This is a genomic window from Streptomyces sp. NPDC001415, from assembly GCF_053597395.1.
Genome location: NZ_JBSFIE010000007.1, coordinates 116,438 through 133,785, shown reverse-complemented (window position 1 = coordinate 133,785; position 17,348 = coordinate 116,438). Strand labels below are relative to the sequence as shown.

At 69.3% G+C, this 17,348-nt stretch carries 14 protein-coding genes; 7 read left to right on the top strand and 7 right to left on the bottom strand.

Going from position 1 to position 17,348, the window contains the following annotated elements; all coding sequences use genetic code 11:
* The first annotated feature begins 3 nt into the window (after positions 1-3).
* The 6 genes from yidC (at position 4) to ACWC2B_RS11820 (ending at position 6,051) form a co-directional block, all read left to right on the top strand.
* Positions 4-1,302, top strand: coding sequence for a membrane protein insertase YidC (gene yidC, locus ACWC2B_RS11845; RefSeq protein WP_450716322.1), 1,299 nt, complete (start codon positions 4-6; stop codon positions 1,300-1,302).
* Between the two features lie 14 nt (positions 1,303-1,316).
* Positions 1,317-1,829, top strand: a complete 513-nt coding sequence (locus tag ACWC2B_RS11840) for a Jag family protein (RefSeq protein ID WP_114038658.1) — start codon at positions 1,317-1,319, stop codon at positions 1,827-1,829.
* A 110-nt stretch (positions 1,830-1,939) separates the two neighbouring features.
* Positions 1,940-2,665 carry a 16S rRNA (guanine(527)-N(7))-methyltransferase RsmG gene (gene rsmG, locus ACWC2B_RS11835; protein ID WP_450716321.1) on the top strand — a complete coding sequence of 242 codons (726 nt, stop codon included), beginning with the start codon at positions 1,940-1,942 and terminating at the stop codon, positions 2,663-2,665.
* A 293-nt stretch (positions 2,666-2,958) separates the two neighbouring features.
* Entirely contained in the window at positions 2,959-4,035 is a 1,077-nt protein-coding gene (locus ACWC2B_RS11830; protein WP_450716320.1) for a ParA family protein, read from the top strand.
* A complete protein-coding gene (locus ACWC2B_RS11825; protein WP_450716319.1) occupies positions 4,032-5,129 on the top strand; it encodes a ParB/RepB/Spo0J family partition protein in 1,098 nt (365 codons plus the stop codon). Before ACWC2B_RS11830 ends, ACWC2B_RS11825 begins: the two co-directional genes overlap by 4 nt.
* Before the next feature lie 304 nt (positions 5,130-5,433).
* The gene (locus ACWC2B_RS11820) at positions 5,434-6,051 is read left to right on the top strand and encodes a GNAT family N-acetyltransferase (RefSeq protein WP_450716318.1); all 618 of its coding nucleotides are present in this window, start codon (positions 5,434-5,436) and stop codon (positions 6,049-6,051) included.
* A 79-nt stretch (positions 6,052-6,130) separates the two neighbouring features.
* On the opposite strand, the gene trxA is transcribed toward ACWC2B_RS11820, so the two are convergent.
* The 7 genes from trxA to ACWC2B_RS11785 all read right to left on the bottom strand — a co-directional run bounded on the left by trxA (position 6,131) and on the right by ACWC2B_RS11785 (position 15,704).
* The gene (trxA, locus tag ACWC2B_RS11815; RefSeq protein WP_450716317.1) at positions 6,131-6,466 is read right to left on the bottom strand and encodes a thioredoxin; all 336 of its coding nucleotides are present in this window, start codon (positions 6,464-6,466) and stop codon (positions 6,131-6,133) included.
* A 49-nt stretch (positions 6,467-6,515) separates the two neighbouring features.
* Positions 6,516-7,475 carry a thioredoxin-disulfide reductase gene (gene trxB, locus ACWC2B_RS11810; RefSeq protein WP_450716316.1) on the bottom strand — a complete coding sequence of 320 codons (960 nt, stop codon included), beginning with the start codon at positions 7,473-7,475 and terminating at the stop codon, positions 6,516-6,518.
* Positions 7,476-7,614: 139 nt separating this feature from the next.
* Positions 7,615-8,574 carry an anti-sigma factor family protein gene (locus ACWC2B_RS11805; protein WP_450716315.1) on the bottom strand — a complete coding sequence of 320 codons (960 nt, stop codon included), beginning with the start codon at positions 8,572-8,574 and terminating at the stop codon, positions 7,615-7,617.
* Positions 8,571-9,275, bottom strand: a complete 705-nt coding sequence (gene sigM / locus ACWC2B_RS11800; RefSeq protein ID WP_450716314.1) for an RNA polymerase sigma factor SigM — start codon at positions 9,273-9,275, stop codon at positions 8,571-8,573. The genes ACWC2B_RS11805 and sigM overlap by 4 nt, the downstream gene beginning before the upstream one ends.
* A 25-nt stretch (positions 9,276-9,300) precedes the next feature.
* A complete protein-coding gene (locus ACWC2B_RS11795; RefSeq protein WP_450716313.1) occupies positions 9,301-11,040 on the bottom strand; it encodes a protein kinase family protein in 1,740 nt (579 codons plus the stop codon).
* A 128-nt stretch (positions 11,041-11,168) separates the two neighbouring features.
* Positions 11,169-13,337, bottom strand: coding sequence for a murein biosynthesis integral membrane protein MurJ (gene murJ / locus ACWC2B_RS11790; RefSeq protein WP_450716312.1), 2,169 nt, complete (start codon positions 13,335-13,337; stop codon positions 11,169-11,171).
* A gap of 45 nt (positions 13,338-13,382) precedes the next feature.
* Positions 13,383-15,704, bottom strand: a complete 2,322-nt coding sequence (locus ACWC2B_RS11785; protein WP_450716311.1) for a DUF6049 family protein — start codon at positions 15,702-15,704, stop codon at positions 13,383-13,385.
* Between the two features lie 193 nt (positions 15,705-15,897).
* On the opposite strand from ACWC2B_RS11785, the gene ACWC2B_RS11780 reads away from it, so the two are divergent.
* A complete protein-coding gene (locus ACWC2B_RS11780) occupies positions 15,898-17,340 on the top strand; it encodes a CCA tRNA nucleotidyltransferase (RefSeq protein ID WP_450716310.1) in 1,443 nt (480 codons plus the stop codon).
* Positions 17,341-17,348: the final 8 nt, after the last annotated feature.

Here is a 17,348-nt window from a genome sequence, read left to right as displayed (position 1 = left end):
TTAGTGGACACGATTGCCAGTCTGTTCAGCTTCATCACCTGGCCTGTTTCCTGGGTCATCGTCCAGTTCCACAAGTTGTACGGCGCGATCTTCGGGCCGGACACGGGCTGGGCCTGGGGCCTTTCGATCGTGTCCCTCGTGGTGCTGATCCGTATCTGCCTGATCCCGCTCTTCGTGAAGCAGATCAAGTCGACCCGGAACATGCAGGCGCTCCAGCCGAAGATGAAGGCGATCCAGGAGCGCTACAAGAGCGACAAGCAGCGTCAGTCCGAAGAGATGATGAAGCTGTACAAGGAGACGGGCACCAACCCGCTCTCCTCGTGCCTTCCGATCCTCGCTCAGTCGCCGTTCTTCTTCGCGCTCTACCACGTGCTCTCCGGCATCGCCAGCGGCAAGACCATCGGCGTCATCAACCAGCCGCTGCTCGAAAGCGCCCAGAAGGCCCACATCGTCGGTGCCCCGCTGGCCGCGAAGTTCATGGACAGCGCCTCGAAGGTCGAGAGCCTCGGCGCGACGCTGACCGACGTCCGGGTCGTCACCGCGATCATGATCGTGCTGATGTCGGCCTCGCAGTTCTTCACGCAGCGCCAGCTGATGACGAAGAACGTGGACCTCACGGTCAAGACGCCGTTCATGCAGCAGCAGAAGATGCTGATGTACGTCTTCCCCGTCATGTTCGCCGTGATGGGCATCAACTTCCCCGTCGGTGTCCTCGTCTACTGGCTGACCACCAACGTGTGGACCATGGGCCAGCAGATGTACGTCATCAGCCAGAACCCGACGCCGGGCTCCAAGGCCCAGGCGCACTACCTGGACCGGCTGCTCAAGAGCGTTTCCCTGCACGGTGAGGTCCGCGGCAAGCGGCGCCGCGCCGTCGTCCAGGCGATCGTGGCCAAGGGCCCGGACCGCAACGACAACGAGCGCAAGTTCGTCACCGGGCTCTCCAAGCAGGGCTTCGCGGCCCAGGCCGACGGCTCCGTGGTGAAGAGCGACACGGCGGCCGCCGAGGCCGAGGGCGCGGCGGCTCCCAAGCGCCAGCAGCCCAAGCGGCAGACCAAGGCGCAGCGCCAGGCCGCTGCGGCCCAGCAGGACGACGCGGCCGGGAAGACCTCGCTGTCGAAGGACTCCTCCGACGCCGGTGACTCCGTGGACGAGGTGTCCAAAGAGAAGGCCGAACCGCAGGACGCGAAGCCCAAGCAGGATGCCAAGCCGAAGCAGGGCAAGCCCACCGCCGGCCAGGCACGAGCCAAGTCGGGTCAGCGCAAGGGTCAGCAGCGGCCCAAGCACCCGACCAAGAAGTAAGAAGGAGTCCATCCGTGACGGAAGGCACCACCTCCCCGGCCGCTGAGGGCGTCGACACCCTCTCCCGCCTGGAGCAGGAAGGGGAGATCGCCGCCGATTACCTCGAGGGCCTGCTCGACATCGCCGACCTCGACGGCGACATCGACATGGACGTCGAGGCGGACCGGGCCGCGGTCTCGATCATCAGTGACAGCAACAGCCGGGACCTGCAGAAGCTCGTCGGCCGGGACGGCGAGGTGCTGGAGGCGCTCCAGGAGCTCACGCGTCTCGCTGTGCACCGCGAGACCGGTGACCGCAGCCGGCTGATGCTGGACATCGGCGGCTACCGGGCCAAGAAGCGCACGGAACTCGCCGAGCTGGGCGCCAAGGCGGCGGACGAGGTCAAGAGCACCGGCGCGCCGGTGAAGCTGGACCCGATGACGCCGTTCGAGCGCAAGGTCGTGCACGACGCCGTCGCGGCCGCGGGGCTGCGCAGCGAGTCGGAGGGCGAGGAGCCGCAGCGCTTCGTCGTCGTGCTGCCCGCCTGAGCGGTCATTGCTTTCTCGGCCCCGTCTGTTCGCAGGCGGGGCCGATCTTTGTCAGCCTGATAGTCAGCCGCCACAGTGCGGTAACGCATAGGTAGGGAAGGACGGTCCCCGTGACGGAGGCAGAGGCAGCAGCGGAGCTTCCCCCGGCGCCCGAAGAGGCACGGGCGGTTTTCGGTGAGTTCTTCCCGGAGGCCGTGCGGTATGCGGAGCTGCTCGCGGATGCGGGGGTCAAGCGAGGTCTGATCGGGCCGCGTGAGGTGCCGCGTCTGTGGGAGCGGCATCTGCTCAACTGCGCGGTGCTCTCCGAGGTCGTCCCGGAGGGCGTCACGGTCTGCGACGTCGGCTCGGGCGCGGGGCTGCCCGGTATCCCGCTGGCGCTGGTGCGCCCGGACCTGAAGATCACGCTGCTTGAGCCGCTGCTGCGGCGCACCAACTTCCTCCAGGAGGTCGTGGAACTCCTGGGCCTGGACCACGTCACCGTGGTGCGCGGCCGTGCCGAGGAGATGCTGGGCAAGGTCGCGCCGGTTCACGTGGTGACCGCCCGCGCGGTGGCACCGCTCGACCGGCTGGCCGGCTGGGGTGTTCCGCTGCTGCGTCCGTACGGCGAGATGCTCGCGCTCAAGGGCGACACGGCCGAGGAGGAGATCCAGGGGGCGCGCGCCGCGCTGAGCAAGCTCGGTGTGGTGGAGACCACGGTGCTTCACGTGGGCGAGGGCATCGTGGACCCGCTGTCCACGGTCGTACGGGTCGAGGTCGGCGAGAGCCCCGGTGGTGTGCGGTTCGCCGCGAAGCGCGCCAAGGCCGCCAGGACGAGCCGGACGCGGCGGCGCCGCTGAGGGGCTGCCCCCGCGCCGGAGCGTTGAGCGGGTAAATGCTCCATAGAAGGCGGCATACGTACGCATTTCGGAGTGTCGTAACGGTCTCCGGGTAACGCGGATGCATCGTGTTTCACGTGAAACGTCGCTCACTGCTGCAGGGAATCATCAGCCGTGGCCGTGCGGCTTCCTCGTCGCGCGACCGCAGGCCGTTCGCAGGGGGCCCCGAGTCCCCCGCGGGGGCTACGGAGTTGTCCACAGAGGTGGATTCATCCACAGAAGACCGGGCCTCGCTGGTTCACGACCCCGAAGACATGGGAGGCTCTGTGCATTGCGAGCCTGAAGTCGAGGAGAGTGAATCCTTGCGGTCCGACGCCAACATCGCGGGACCGATGACCGATCCGGTCCCCGGTCCCCGAACCGAATCGGCGGGGGAGGATGTTTCACGTGAAACACCGCCCCCGATGGACGACACCCCCATCGGTCGCGCTGCCCAGCTGGCGGTGGAAGCTCTCGGCCGTGCCGGCGAGGGCCTGCCCCGGCCGGAGCAGACCCGAATCATGGTCGTTGCCAACCAGAAGGGCGGAGTAGGGAAGACCACCACCACGGTCAATCTGGCCGCTTCCCTCGCGCTGCACGGCGCGCGGGTCCTGGTCGTCGACCTCGATCCGCAGGGCAACGCCTCAACGGCACTGGGTATCGACCACCACGCCGAAGTCCCTTCGATCTATGACGTCCTGGTCGAGAGCAGGCCGCTCTCCGAAGTGGTGCAGCCAGTCCCGGACGTCGAGGGCCTCTTCTGCGCACCGGCCACGATCGATCTCGCCGGTGCGGAGATCGAGCTCGTGTCCCTGGTGGCCCGGGAGAGCCGGCTGCAGCGCGCCATCCAGGCGTACGAGCAGCCGCTGGACTACATCCTCATCGACTGCCCGCCCTCGCTGGGCCTCCTGACGGTCAACGCGCTGGTCGCGGGGGCCGAGGTCCTGATCCCGATCCAGTGCGAGTACTACGCGCTGGAGGGCCTGGGGCAGCTTCTGAGGAACGTCGATCTGGTGCGTGGCCACCTCAACCCGACGCTGCACGTGTCGACAATCCTGCTCACGATGTACGACGGCAGGACCCGGCTCGCCTCGCAGGTGGCCGATGAGGTGCGCAGCCACTTCGGCAAGGAGGTGCTGCGGACCAGCATTCCGCGCTCGGTCCGTATCTCCGAGGCGCCGAGCTACGGGCAGACGGTGCTCACCTACGACCCGGGCTCCAGCGGCTCGCTCTCGTATCTCGAAGCTGCCCGCGAGATCGCCCTGCGGGGTGTCGGTGTGCAGTACGACCCCACGCACGCGCATGTGGTCAACCAGAACAACCAGCACAGCATGTCGGAGGGGATCCAGTGAGTGAGCGACGCAGAGGATTGGGGCGTGGGCTCGGTGCGCTCATCCCATCCGCCACGCAGGAGAAGCCGGGCTCTTCGGCGGGGACGGCTTCCACGTCCCCGTCGGCGGTGCCGGTGCTGACGGCGGAGCGAGGGGTGGCGGCCGCCAAGGTTGCGACGTTGCCGCCGGCTCCTGTTTCACGTGAAACAGCTCCGGCGCCCGAGCCGGAGGCCGTGCTGGAGCCGGCTACCCCGGCCGGTGCCTTCTTCGCCGAGCTGCCGATCGACTCGATCACGCCCAACCCGCGCCAGCCGCGTGAGGTGTTCGACGAGGACGCGCTGTCCGAACTGGTCACCTCCATCAAGGAAGTTGGCCTTCTCCAGCCCGTCGTCGTCCGGCAGACCGGCCCCGAGCGCTACGAGCTCATCATGGGCGAGCGGCGCTGGAGGTCCTGCCGCGAGGCCGGTCTCGACCGGATTCCCGCGATTGTCCGGGAGACGGACGACGAGAAGCTTCTGCTCGACGCCCTCCTGGAGAACCTCCACCGGGCCCAGCTGAACCCGCTGGAAGAGGCCGCCGCCTACGACCAGTTGCTCAGGGACTTCAAGTGCACCCATGACCAGCTGGCGGACCGTATCGGCCGCTCCCGGCCGCAGGTTTCCAACACGCTGCGTCTGCTGCGTCTTTCGGCTCCCGTCCAGCGCAGGGTCGCAGCCGGTGTCATCTCGGCGGGCCACGCCAGGGCGCTGCTCTCGGTGGAGGACACCGGAGAACAGGACCGGCTCGCCCACCGCATCGTGGCGGAGGGACTCTCGGTGCGGGCGGTCGAGGAGATCGTCAGCCTGATGTCCTCGGAGCCTCAGGCCGCTCCCAAGGCCAAGGGGCCGCGGGCGGGGACACGTCTGTCTCCCGCGCTCTCCGACCTGGCGACCCGGCTCTCGGACCGATTCGAGACGAGGGTGAAGGTCGACCTCGGCCAGAAGAAGGGAAAGATCGTCGTCGAGTTCGCCTCGATAGACGATCTGGAGAGGATTCTCGGCACCCTCGCCCCGGGCGAGGGCCGGGTCCTGGAGAAGGGCCTCGCCGAGGAAGCCTCGGAGGACGGCGACAGCTGAGTCCGTTCAGCGCCGCTTGAGGGCGGGCCGGTCCGGTTCATACCGGAACACGGCCCGCCCTTTGCATGCGGACGGTATCCCCGCCGTGAGGGGGTGGATACGATGCGTTCTGGTATGGCACATCCACCTTGATCCATCCTCTAGGGAGGGCGGGGGCCATGCGAACGGTGAGCCGCACTCAACTGGTGACGGCGGGGCTCGGCCTCGGAGCAGTCGGTGGATTCGTCGGCAGCCTGCTCCGGGAGTGGAGCGCGCTGTCGGCCGCGCAGAGTGCGGCAGGCGAGGGAAGTGAGGAACAGCCTCCATGGGGCGTCGGCTCGTACCGCTCACGCTGGACAACCTTCCGGACCTTCCCAAGCGCTGCCGCGGCTGCGTCTTCTGGGAACTCGATCCGGTCAGCGGAGAAGCCGCGGTAAAGGCCGGCAGACCCGAACTGGAGAAGGAGGCCTGGATCTCGGGAGTGCTCCTGGAATGGGGCTCCTGCGGCCGGGTCGTCTACGTCGACGACATCCCGGTCGGCTATGTGCTCTACGCGCCCCCGGCCTATGTGCCCCGCTCCACCGCGTTTCCCACCAGCCCGGTGTCCGCCGACGCCGTACAGCTGATGACCGGGTGGATCATGCCGGGCTACCAGGGGCAGGGGCTGGGGAGAGTGCTGGTGCAGACGGTGGCCAAGGACCTGTTGCGCCGCGGCTTCAAGGCCATCGAGGCGTTCGGGGACGCCCGCTGGCGAGAGCCCGCCTGTGTGCTGCCCGCCGATCATCTGTTGGCGGTCGGATTCAAGACGGTGCGGCCCCACCCGAGATATCCGCGGATGCGCCTTGAACTGCGAACGACGCTGTCCTGGAAGGAAGATGTCGAGCTGGCCCTGGACCGGCTGCTCGGCGCGGTCCAGAAGGAGCCGGCCCTCAGGCCGCTCTAGCAGGCGTTTCCATGCGAAACGGGCCCGCCCCCATCGGGGAGCGGGCCCGTTTCACGTGAAACAGCGAGCGCGTCGAGACTTACTTCTCGGAGATGAAGACGTCGAGGTCACGCAGCAGCGCGGCCTTCGGCTTGGCACCGACGATCGTCTTGGTGACCTCGCCGCCCTGGTAGACGTTGAGCGTCGGGATCGACATCACGCCGTACTTGGCGGCCGTCGTCGGGTTCTCGTCGATGTTGAGCTTGACGATCTCGATCTGGTCGCCGTGCTCGGCGGCGATGGCCTCCAGAGACGGGGCGATCTGGCGGCACGGGCCGCACCACTCGGCCCAGAAGTCCACGAGGACGGGCTTGTCGCTCTTGAGGACGACCTCGTCGAAGTCGGCGTCGGTCACGTGCTTCAGGGTGCCGGCCACGGCAGTCTCCTAAGGGTGTTGGGGGGAGGGGGAAGCTGGAAGGGGCGGATCAGACGCCGGCTGCGGCCTTCTCGCTGTCGGCCAGGGCGGCGAGGAAGCGCTCCGCGTCGAGGGCGGCGGAGCAGCCGGTGCCGGCGGCCGTGATGGCCTGCCGGTAGGTGTGGTCGACGACGTCACCGGCGCCGAAGACGCCCGTCAGGTTGGTGCGGGTCGACGGGGCGTCGACCTTGAGGTAGCCCTCGTCGTCCAGGTTGAGCTGGCCCTTGAAGAGCTCGGTGCGCGGGTCATGGCCCACGGCGATGAACAGGCCCGTCACCGGCAGCTCGGAGGTGGCGCCGGTCTTGGTGTTGCGCAGCGTCAGGCCGGAGAGCTTCTGGTCGCCGTGGATCTCGGCGACCTCGCTGTCCCACGCGAACTTGATCTTCTCGTCGGCGAAGGCACGCTCCTGCATCGCCTTGGAGGCGCGCAGGCTGTCGCGGCGGTGGATGATCGTGACCGACTTGGCGAAGCGCGAGAGGAAGGTCGCCTCCTCCATCGCGGTGTCCCCGCCGCCGACCACGGCGATGTCCTGGTCCTTGAAGAAGAAGCCGTCGCACGTGGCACACCACGAGACACCGCGGCCGGACAGCTTGTCCTCGTTGGCCAAGCCCAGCTTGCGGTGCTGCGAGCCGGTGGTGACGATGACGGCCTTGGCGCGGTGGACCGTGCCCGCGGTGTCCGTGACGGTCTTGATGTCACCGGTCAGGTCGACGGCGACGACATCGTCCGGGACCAGCTCGGCGCCGAAGCGCTCGGCCTGGCCGCGCATGTTGTCCATGAGCTCCGGGCCCATGATGCCGTCCTGGAAGCCCGGGAAGTTCTCTACCTCGGTGGTGTTCATCAGCGCACCGCCGGCGGTGACGGCGCCCTCGAACACCAGCGGCTTCAGCGACGCACGTGCGGTGTACAGCGCGGCTGTGTATCCGGCCGGCCCCGAGCCAATGATGATCACGTTACGGACGTCGCTCACGGGTTTCTTCCTCGTCTCTGCGGACTGCCTACTGCCTGTCGGGGCCCCGGTCCAGGACTCTCACCCCACCCAACGGATCCTACGGGGGATGCATTCCCGAGCCGGACGGGCAGCGCGGACACGCGGCTTGCGCGAGGTATCAGCGGCGGGGATAGGAGTGCGTCAGCAACAGCTTCCCCTTGGCCGAGGGGCCGTCGCTCTCGCAGGCGGCGTCGACGATGTACGCCTCCAGGTTGGCGGGATTCGCCTGGTCGGGCAGTACGACGAGGTACACCTTGGCCCCCTCGTACGTGCCCTGCTCGGCCGCCAGAGGCGGCTGGGAGGGCCGCCCGGTCCCTGCCAGGACACAGGACGGGACGCTCGTGGCAGAGCGGAGGCTGTCCGAGGAGTTCTCGTCGCTGGGCGCGTTCTTCGTTGACGGCGCGATCTTTGCCGACGGCGCGGTCTGGGCGGTCTGGCCGCGCTGGGCCGCAACGAGCGACTGGACCCGCCCTTCGAGCGTGCCCGAGGAGTAGACCGTGCCGCCGGGTACGGGCGTCCCGGAGGTGGTGTGGTCGGCACGGGAGGGCGACGGGGGCGACTGGTCGTTCTGCACGAAGAAGATCCCTGCGCCGATGGCCGCGGCGCCGAGGACCGCGCTGAGCACGGCCGCACGACGTCGGCGTGCCTTGGCGGCTCGACCGGGGCCTGTGGCCGCGCGGCTGTGCCCGGCGGGCCGGTCGGCCGGCGGCGCGGCGGCTCCAGCGGAGAGTGCGGCGGGATCGGATGCCGGTTCGTTCTCCGCGGCGGCTGTTTCACGTGAAACATGCGTGGTTTCACGCGCGGGGTCGTCGTCGGGGATCGTGGCATTCAGTAGTGCTTCCGCTGCGAGCGCCGCGTCGATGCGTCCGGCTACGTCGGCGGGCATGCGCTGCGGCCCGGGCAGAGTGCCTAGCAGATCACGGATTTCTTCGAGGGAGGCCCGTACATCGGCGCAGAGCGGGCAGTCCTCCAGATGCCGACGGACGTCCGCCGTACGGGACGGCGGCAGAAGGCCTTCGGTGAGTTCGGAGATCTCCGAGACGTCCGGGTGTTGTGTCGTTCCGGTCGTGGATGTCACGCGTTCCCACCTCCGCCCTTCACGGCAGCCGAATCGCTCGGTCCTGCATCGTTTGTGCCCGACGCCGGTGGGACGGATGTCCCCGGCGTCCGGTTCCTTCCCCCACTGGACTCACCGCTACCCCCCGCGTCAGCGCGCAGATGAGTGAGCAGTGGCACCAGCCGTGCCCGCCCCCGGGCGCACCGGCTCTTCACCGTCCCCGTGGGGACATCGAGCATGCGGGCCGCCTCCGCCACGGGGTAGCCCTGCATGTCGACGAGTACGAGTGCGGCGCGCTGGTCCGGCGGGAGGGTGCCCAGGGCCTCGATGAGCTGCCGGTGCAGGTCCTGCCGCTCGGCGGGGGCCTCGGCCGACTCGTGCGGCTCCAGGAGCTGCTCCAGGCGCTCGGTGTCGTCGACCGGGGACGTCTTGCGGGAGGCCGCCTTGCGGGCCCGGTCGAGGCAGGCGTTCACCGTGATGCGGTGCAGCCACGTGGTGACGGCCGACTGGCCGCGGAAGGTGTGAGCGGCCCGGTAGGCGGAGACGAGGGCGTCCTGGACGGCGTCAGCGGCCTCCTCGCGGTCTCCCAGCGTGCGCAGCGCCACCGCCCAGAGCCGGTCGCGGTGACGCCGCACGATCTCACCGAAGGCGTCGGGGTCGCCGTCGACATGGCGCGCCAAGAGGTCCTGGTCGCTCATGTCGCCCAGTGTGGCCTCGTCCAACGGTGAGCCTCCCCCTGCCGTTCGGTCAGCCGGCGAACTTCACGTCGGTGATGGCCTGCTTGTGGCCCTTGCCGCTGTAGTCGTCCTGGGGCGAGTACGGCATGGCCGTCATCCAGAGCAGTACGTACCGCGACTTGACCGGGGTGCTCGCCTTCAGGCCTGCCTTGGTGCCACTGGTCTTGACGGTGGCGATCTGCTTCATCGACGTGACCGGTGTCGAAGGGGAGAGTGAATCCGTCGCGTACAGCGTGATCGTGGTGTGGTCGCCGCCGTAGCGCAACAGTATCGACGCGGTCGAGATGTCCTTGGCCGAGCCGAGGTCGTAGACGATCCCGACGCCGGTCTTCACCGACGGCGCCAGCTCGGGGCCGTCGGTGAAGCTCTTGGTGCGCCAGTAGCTCGTCGCGCTGCCGTCGTACGTGTTCTTCACGTCGGCCGCGTTCTGCGGTGACCCGTCCGGCGCGTACTCCTCAGCGTCCTGGATCTTGATCGGTGCGGGAGCCTTCGGCTTGTCGCCGTCGCCGTCGCTGTGGTCCGTGGTCTGCGTGTTCCCGGTCTCGTTGGAGCCGCCCTTGTCGCGGTGGAGCAGGGCGTCGGCTAGCTGCCAGCTGCCGAGGCCGAGCGCGGCGATCAGGAGCGCCGAGACGGCCCACTTGAGCGCCTTGCCGGTGCGGCCCTGGAGCGCCGGGGGCGGCGGCGTCACGGGCTGTGTGACCGAGGGGCCGGGACCGGCGGCCGGGCGGCCGTACGTCCCCTGCTGGTAGGTGGTGCGCTGGTACTCGGGCGGCGCGGTGAACGCGGGCTCCGGCGGGCGGATGCGCGGCATCTCCCCGACGGCCTTGACCAACTCGTCCGGGGTGGTGCAGGGCGGCTCCTGGCGGGACGCGGTGGCCCCGTCGTTGACCAGGGCCCGCATGGCGAGCTCCGAGAGGCCCCGGTGCACGCCCGCCCGTACCTGATCGGGGGCGATCAGGCCGACGCCCTTGGGAAGCCCGTGCAGACCGTAGGCATCGCTCTCGTACGGCCACCGCTGGGTGAGGACGGCGTACAGGAGGGCGCCGATGGCCTCGGTGTCGCTTCGCTGCGGGGTGTCGGAGCTGATGCCGCGCAGCGCGGCGGCGACGGCCAGGCCACGGATGCGGTACTGGCCCGTCGAGGTCCGCAGGACCGCGCTCGGGGTGAGCCTGAGGTGGGCGAGGCCCTCGCGGTGGGCGGCCGCCATGGCCTGGGAGACCTGCGTGACCATCTGGTAGGCGTCGTGCGCCTCCAGCGGGCCGAGTGCCAGCAGGGCGGTCAGTTCGGTGGCGTCCGGCAGCCACTCGTGGACGACGTAGACGAGGTCGTTCTCCTCGACGGCGTCCAGGACCTGCACGAAGCGGGGGTCGCCGAGCAGCGCGGAGGAGCGGGCGGCGGCCAGTACGGAGCGCGCTCGCGGGTGGTCGGCGGGCAGCAGGTGGACGCCGACGGCCCGGCGGAGCTTCTCGTCGACCGCACGCCAGCTGCTGAAACCGTCCAGACGGGTGACGCACTCCTCAAGACGGTAGCGTCTGGCCAGCTTGTGACCGCTGTGCAGTTCGGGCGTCGCGATGGACGGCTCGTTGGCCCTGCGCTCGCCGCCGGTGCCGTTCTTGCTCTGCTCAGCCGTGTCTGCCGTGTCGATGGACTCCGTCACCCCGTCGGTCGTCGCCTTGTCCGCCTTGGCGGTCAGCGGGTTGTCGCCGCTGTTGTCGGCCACGTCGACGGCAGCCGTGCTACGTTCCGCCACCGTCGCTCCTGCCTCCCCATCCGTTGCGTGTTGTCGGCCAGCCATGCAAAGTCATGCCAATTGTGCCCACAGTCCGGCACTATGCACGACACGCGGTAGCCGACGATGGTTGTGCGCGGGCTCCGGACTCAGCGGCCGAGCCGCCCGCGCACCATTCCGACCATGGCGTTGAGCTCTTCGATGCGCATCCGCTTGGCCGCGACGAAGAAGACTCCGAGCAGTGCGGCACCGCCGACGACCAGCGCCACGACCGATCCTCCCGCGCCCTCGCCCAGGAACTTCAGCAGGCCGAAGCCGACCGCGCCGCCGACCACCGCGGCCGGCACCGCGGCGAGGCAGAGGCGGGCGTACGTACGCAGGACGTGCGCGCCGTCCAGGTCGCCGCCCAGCCGGTTGCGCAGCCGCCGCCAGGCCACCCCGACGCCCACGGCGTAGGCCAGGCCGTATGCGGCGGCCATGCCCACGACCGCCCATCGGGCGGGCAGCACTACGTAGCAGACGGCCGAGGCGGCCGCGTTGACGGCGGCCACGATGACCGTGTTGTAGAAGGGCGTGCGGGTGTCCTCGTACGCGTAAAAACCACGCAGGACGACGTACTGCACGGAGTACGGGATCAGGCCGAGTGCGAACGCCATCAGGATGAAGCCCATGGACTGGGCCGCCTGGACGCCGCTGGACGCGTACAGCAGGGTGCACATGGGGACGCCGAGTGCGAGGAACGCGAAGGCGACTGGCACGATCGCGACCGCCGAGTTGCGCAGGCCCTGCGAGATGTCGTCGCGGACCGCGCCCGGGTCGTTGTCGTGCGCGGCGCGCGAGATGCGCGGCAGCAGCGCGGCCATGACCGAGACGGTGATGATGGCCTGCGGCATGCCCCAGATCAGCTGGGCGTTGGAGTAGGCGAGGAAGCCGGCGCCGGAGCGGCCCGACTCCTTGCCCGCTGCCGTGGCGAACCGCGTGACGACGATGACTCCGGCCTGGTTGGCCAGTACGAACATCACGGTCCACTTGGCGAGCTTGACCGTCTTGCCGAGCCCGTGGCCCTTCCAGTCGAAGCGCGGCCGGAAGCGGAAACCGGTCTCGCGGAGGTAGGGAAGCATCGCCAGGGCCTGCACGACCAGGCCGAGGAGGGTGCCGATGCCGAGTAGCCGGACACCGTCGTGCGGGATCGTCTGGACGCCCATGTGGGACTCGGCGGAGGTGCCGTAAACCCAGATGAACAGGCCGAACGTGCAGATCATCACGATGTTGTTGAGGACCGGGGTCCACATCATCGCGCCGAACCTCCCGCGGGCGTTGAGGATCTGGCCCATCACCACGTGCACACCCATGAAGAAGATCGTGGGCAGGCAGTAGCGCGCGAACGTGACGGCGACGCTGTTGGCGGCCGCGTCGTTGCCGATGGTCGGCGACATCAGCTGGATCAGCAGCGGCGCCCCGAGGACGGCGAGCGCGACGATGGTGCCGAGCGCGACCATGACGAGGGTCAGGAGACGGTTGGCGTAGGCCTCGCCGCCGTCCTCGTCGTCCTTCATGGAGCGCACCAGCTGGGGCACGAACACCGAGTTCAGGCCGCCGCCGACGGTGAGGATGTAGATCATCGTCGGCAGGGTGAGCGCGATGGTGAAGGTGTCACCGAGCAGGGCGGCACCCAGCGCCGCGGTGATCACGAGGCTGCGTACGAAGCCCGTGAGGCGGGACACCAGGGTGCCCGCAGCCATCACGGCGCTGGACTTCATCAGGCTGGAGGCGCGGCCCGCGGGCTTCCGGGGCGGCTCGGGGGCAGGTTCCGGTTCGGCGGGAGCCGGGGGCTGCCCCCCCTGCTGCTGGTCCCGGTAGAGGTGGGCGAACGCGTCCTGCTCGGGCAGTTCCTCACCCGCCTGGGTGACCAGGTCGTCGACGCCCACGAACTGCGTGGTCCTCGCGGCGTCGCCGTAGGGCAGATGGCGCGAGGGGCCCTCGGGCTCGGGCGGCGGGGTCTGCGCCCAGAGCCGCGGGTCGGGCGCGTACTGCTGGGCGGCGGGCTGCTGGTAGAGCGGCGGCTGCTCCGCATAGGTGCCCGGGGGCGGCGGCGGGTGCGCCGCGCGGTCGTAGAGCGCCTCGGTCACCGGGTCCTGGGCGGACAGGTCCTGCGACCGGTACGGGTCGTAGGCGTAGGCGTCCTGGACGTACGGATCGGGCGCGGATTGCGGCGGCGGGACCTGGCCCGGCTGGGCGCCCTCCGGGGGCATGCCCCCGGAGGGCGCGGCACCGCTGCCTGCGCCCTGCCCACGGTCACCGTCGTACGGCGCGTTCATGGTTACCCCACCTCATCGTCCCCGGCCGACCGGCCACGACATAGCTCAATGGTCCACTTTCTCACCCGGGCCCGGTGCGGCCCCGCTTTCCGGACCGGTGTCCGGTGTCGGGTCACTCGGGTGCCCGGGATCGGCGTCCGCCGAACCGTTCGGCTGCCCGGGGCCGTCGTCGCCGTCGGACCCCTCGCGGGCCATGGAGCGCTTGCGGTGGGTGTACATCCTGATCCCGGCGAGTACCAGGAGCAGGACACCGCCGGCGATGACCAGCATCACCGTCGGAGTGATCTCGGAGACCTGGACGGTGAACTCCATCGGCTCACCGTACGGGGTGCCGTCCTCGGTGTAGAGCCGTGCGATCACCGGCACGGGGCCGTTGGCGTTGGCGATGGCGGTGAACTTCACCGACTGGCTGCGGTCGCCGTCCACCTTCACCGGCTGTTCGCCGATCGCGTCGCCGTCCTCGCCCAGCTGCAGGCGGGTGGGGCTCTTCGGCTGGAGTCTCAGCACCAGGTGGTCGACGCCTTGCACCAGCTTGTTCTGCACGGTGACGGCGATGGTCGCGCTGCGCCCCGACATGGTGGCGGTCGACTTCTGGATGAGATGGACCTGGTCGGCGAGCCCGTCCAGATAGAGCTGAACTCCGGCCCGGTAGTTCTGCGCGCTGCCCGAGTCACCGCGCCAGGAGGTCGACATCTCCCGATTGATCGCGTTGCCGAAGGGCGTGACCACCCGGTCGGGCGCGGTCAGGATGACCTTGAACCGGTCCAGGGTGCCCTGGGTGTTCTTCATGTCCTGGAAGGCGTCGAGCGGCAGTTCCTGCCGGCGCAGCGCATCCGGGTACGCGCCCGCCCCGGGCACCCTCGTGGTGGCGAGCGGGTCGGGCTTGGCCGTGGCCGCCGCGGACAGGTCGAGGGGCTGGGTCCAGCGCTGCGGATCCAGCGCGTGCAGAGCGGCCGCCATCGTCTGCGCCTGGCTGACGGACGGCATCCGCTGGGGGGCGACGACGATGCTGCGCTGCTTGTCGGTGTCCTCAAGCGTGATGGCGAGGGTCTGCGCGAGGAACTGCTGCACGGCCAGGGTCGAGGTGTCGGCCATGGACATATCGCCCTGGAAGGCGGTGGAGAGCCGGGCGTCGGCGACGATCGCATTGGCGCCGCCGCCGATCGGCCTGGTCGCTGTGGGGGCGTACGCGAGGGCGCTGTCCCGCAGGCTGTCGCTCCGTGCGATCACGTTGTGCGCGCCGGCCGAGGTGGCCACGTCGACGATCGACGGGTCCACGGCGCCCTCGACGGGCCAGGAGTAGTCGACCGACGGGGTCACGTGCAGGATCGTGTCGATGGTCTTCTGCGCTACCTCGGTGGCGCTCTGCAGATGGCCCAACGAGCCCGGGACGTCCCGGCCGTGGTGGGCGAGCGAAGCCAGGTCGGGGTCGGCGAACGGCAGCGCGACGACCTTCTCGCCCTGGACCGCGGCCTCCAGCGAGCTCAGCCACGCCTTGGCCACGTCCTGGCCGGTGCCGTTGACCAGGTTGTCGCCGACCTTGATCTTGTAGTTGCGGGTCATCGCGTCGACGGTGGCCAGCAGATCGGGGTCGATCACCCAGGTCACGGGCAGCTGTTTGCCGAGCGAGACCATCTGCTCCAGTCTGCCGCCGGGGCCGATGTCCCTGGCCAGGGAATCATCGGCGAACACCGGCGTCTGCTGGGCGTCCGAGCCCGTCTGGGCGGTGAGGTGGGACGAGGAGATCAGCGGCCACAGGTAGGTGAGCTGGCTCTTCTTGCCCTCGACGGCATCCGGCTGCCACGGCAGGAACGTGCGTTGGATGCCCAGCACCTGGTCGTACTGCTGGCTTGAGGTCTGGCCGGACAGCGAGACGCCGAGCGGGTACACCCCGTCCTCGCCCAGGCCCAGCTTGGAGACCGGCACGGAGAGGGTGAAGTCCTGGCTGACCCCCGCCTCCAGCTTGGCGAACTTGACCGTGGGGCCGTCGGCGATCTCCGCGCCGTCGACGCTCTGAGAGCGCCCGGTGCGGCCGGCCGCCTCGTCGATCGCGCTGCGTCCGGACAGCTTGGAGCCCATCCGGAGCCCCACATGGGCGCCGGTGACCGTCTGCTTGCCCTTGTTGGTCACCGTGCCGGAGATCGTCAGCGTGTCGCTCTTGACGGGGGCCTTGGGAGCCACCGAGTCGAGGGACACCTGCACGCTCTGGCCGCTCACGGCGTCCTCGGCCGCGTGCGCAGCGGGGGTGGCCGTGGCGGACAGCAAGCCCGCGAACAAAGGGGCGCCGACGAGCAGCGCCGCTGTGCGGCGCAGCCACCGGCGGGCAGGAGAGGGAGTCATCCCCTGAGAATCTGCCGCCTCGGCCACGCGCTCGCCCGTCCCTCGCTGTCGTCGCTGTCGGTTGCTGCGTCCACGCATGGTAACGATGCGGACTGTGGCGAAGTGCCGCGGACTGCTCCACATGATCGGAAGATTGCCGTACCGACGAGGGCGCGTGCGTACCGGGGCCGGTAATAAACGGTGACGCCCCGGTCGGCCGGGCCACGTACCCTTTTCTGTTGTGCCGAACGCCAACGAAGACAATCCCAGTGCACTGAGTCAGGTGCAGCGCCGCGCGGTGAGCGAACTGCTGCGGGTGTCCCCAGTCGCGGACGACCTCGCCATCCGATTCGAGGAGGCGGGGTTCTCGCTTGCCCTCGTGGGCGGCTCGGTCCGGGACGCGCTGCTCGGGCGGCTCGGCAACGACCTGGACTTCACGACCGATGCCCGGCCCGAGGCCGTACTGAAGATCGTGCGGCCGTGGGCGGACGCGGTCTGGGAGGTCGGGATCGCCTTCGGCACGGTCGGCTGTCAGAAGGACGGCTACCAGATCGAGGTCACCACGTACCGCTCGGAGGCGTACGACCGGACCTCGCGCAAGCCCGAGGTGTCCTACGGCGACTCCATCGAGGAAGACCTCGTCCGCCGCGACTTCACCGTCAACGCGATGGCGGTGGCACTGCCTCAGAAGGAGTTCGTCGACCCGCACGGGGGCCTCGAAGACCTTGCCGCGCGGGTGCTCCGCACGCCAGGGACGCCCGAGGAGTCCTTCTCCGACGATCCGCTGCGGATGATGCGCGCCGCGCGCTTCGCCGCCCAGCTGGACTTCGAGGTGGCCCCCGAGGTCGTCACCGCCATGACGGAAATGTCGGGCCGTATCGAGATCGTCTCGGCGGAACGCGTGCGGGACGAGCTGAACAAGCTGCTGATCTCCGCCCACCCGAAGGAGGGTCTGCGGCTCCTCGTCGACACCGGACTCGCCGACCACGTACTGCCCGAGCTGCCGGCGCTGCGTCTGGAGAGTGACGAACACCACCGGCACAAGGACGTCTACGAGCACTCGCTGACCGTCCTGGACCAGGCGATCGACCTGGAGCAGGACGGGCCGGACCTGGTGTTGCGGCTCGCGGCGCTGCTGCACGACATCGGCAAGCCGAGGACGCGGCGCTTCGAGTCGGACGGGCGGGTCTCCTTCCACCACCACGAGGTGGTCGGCGCGAAGATGACCAAGAAGCGGATGACCGCGCTGAAGTACTCGAACGACATGGTCAAGGACGTCTCGAAGCTCGTGGAACTGCATCTGCGCTTCCACGGCTACGGCACCGGGGAGTGGACCGACTCGGCGGTGCGTCGCTATGTCCGTGACGCGGGCCCGCTCCTCGACCGGCTGCACAAGCTGACCCGTTCGGACTGCACGACGCGTAACAAGCGCAAGGCGAGCGCGCTGTCGCGGGCCTACGACGGTCTCGAAGAGCGGATCGCGGAGCTCAAGCAGCAGGAGGAACTGGACTCGATCCGGCCCGACCTGGACGGCAACCAGATCATGGAGATTCTGGGCATCGGCCCGGGCCCGGCGATCGGTCAGGCGTACAAGCACCTGCTGGAACTGCGCCTTGAGAACGGCCCCATGGAGCACGATGCGGCCGTCGCGGCACTCAAGGAGTGGTGGGCGGCGCAGGGCTGAGGTCGCGT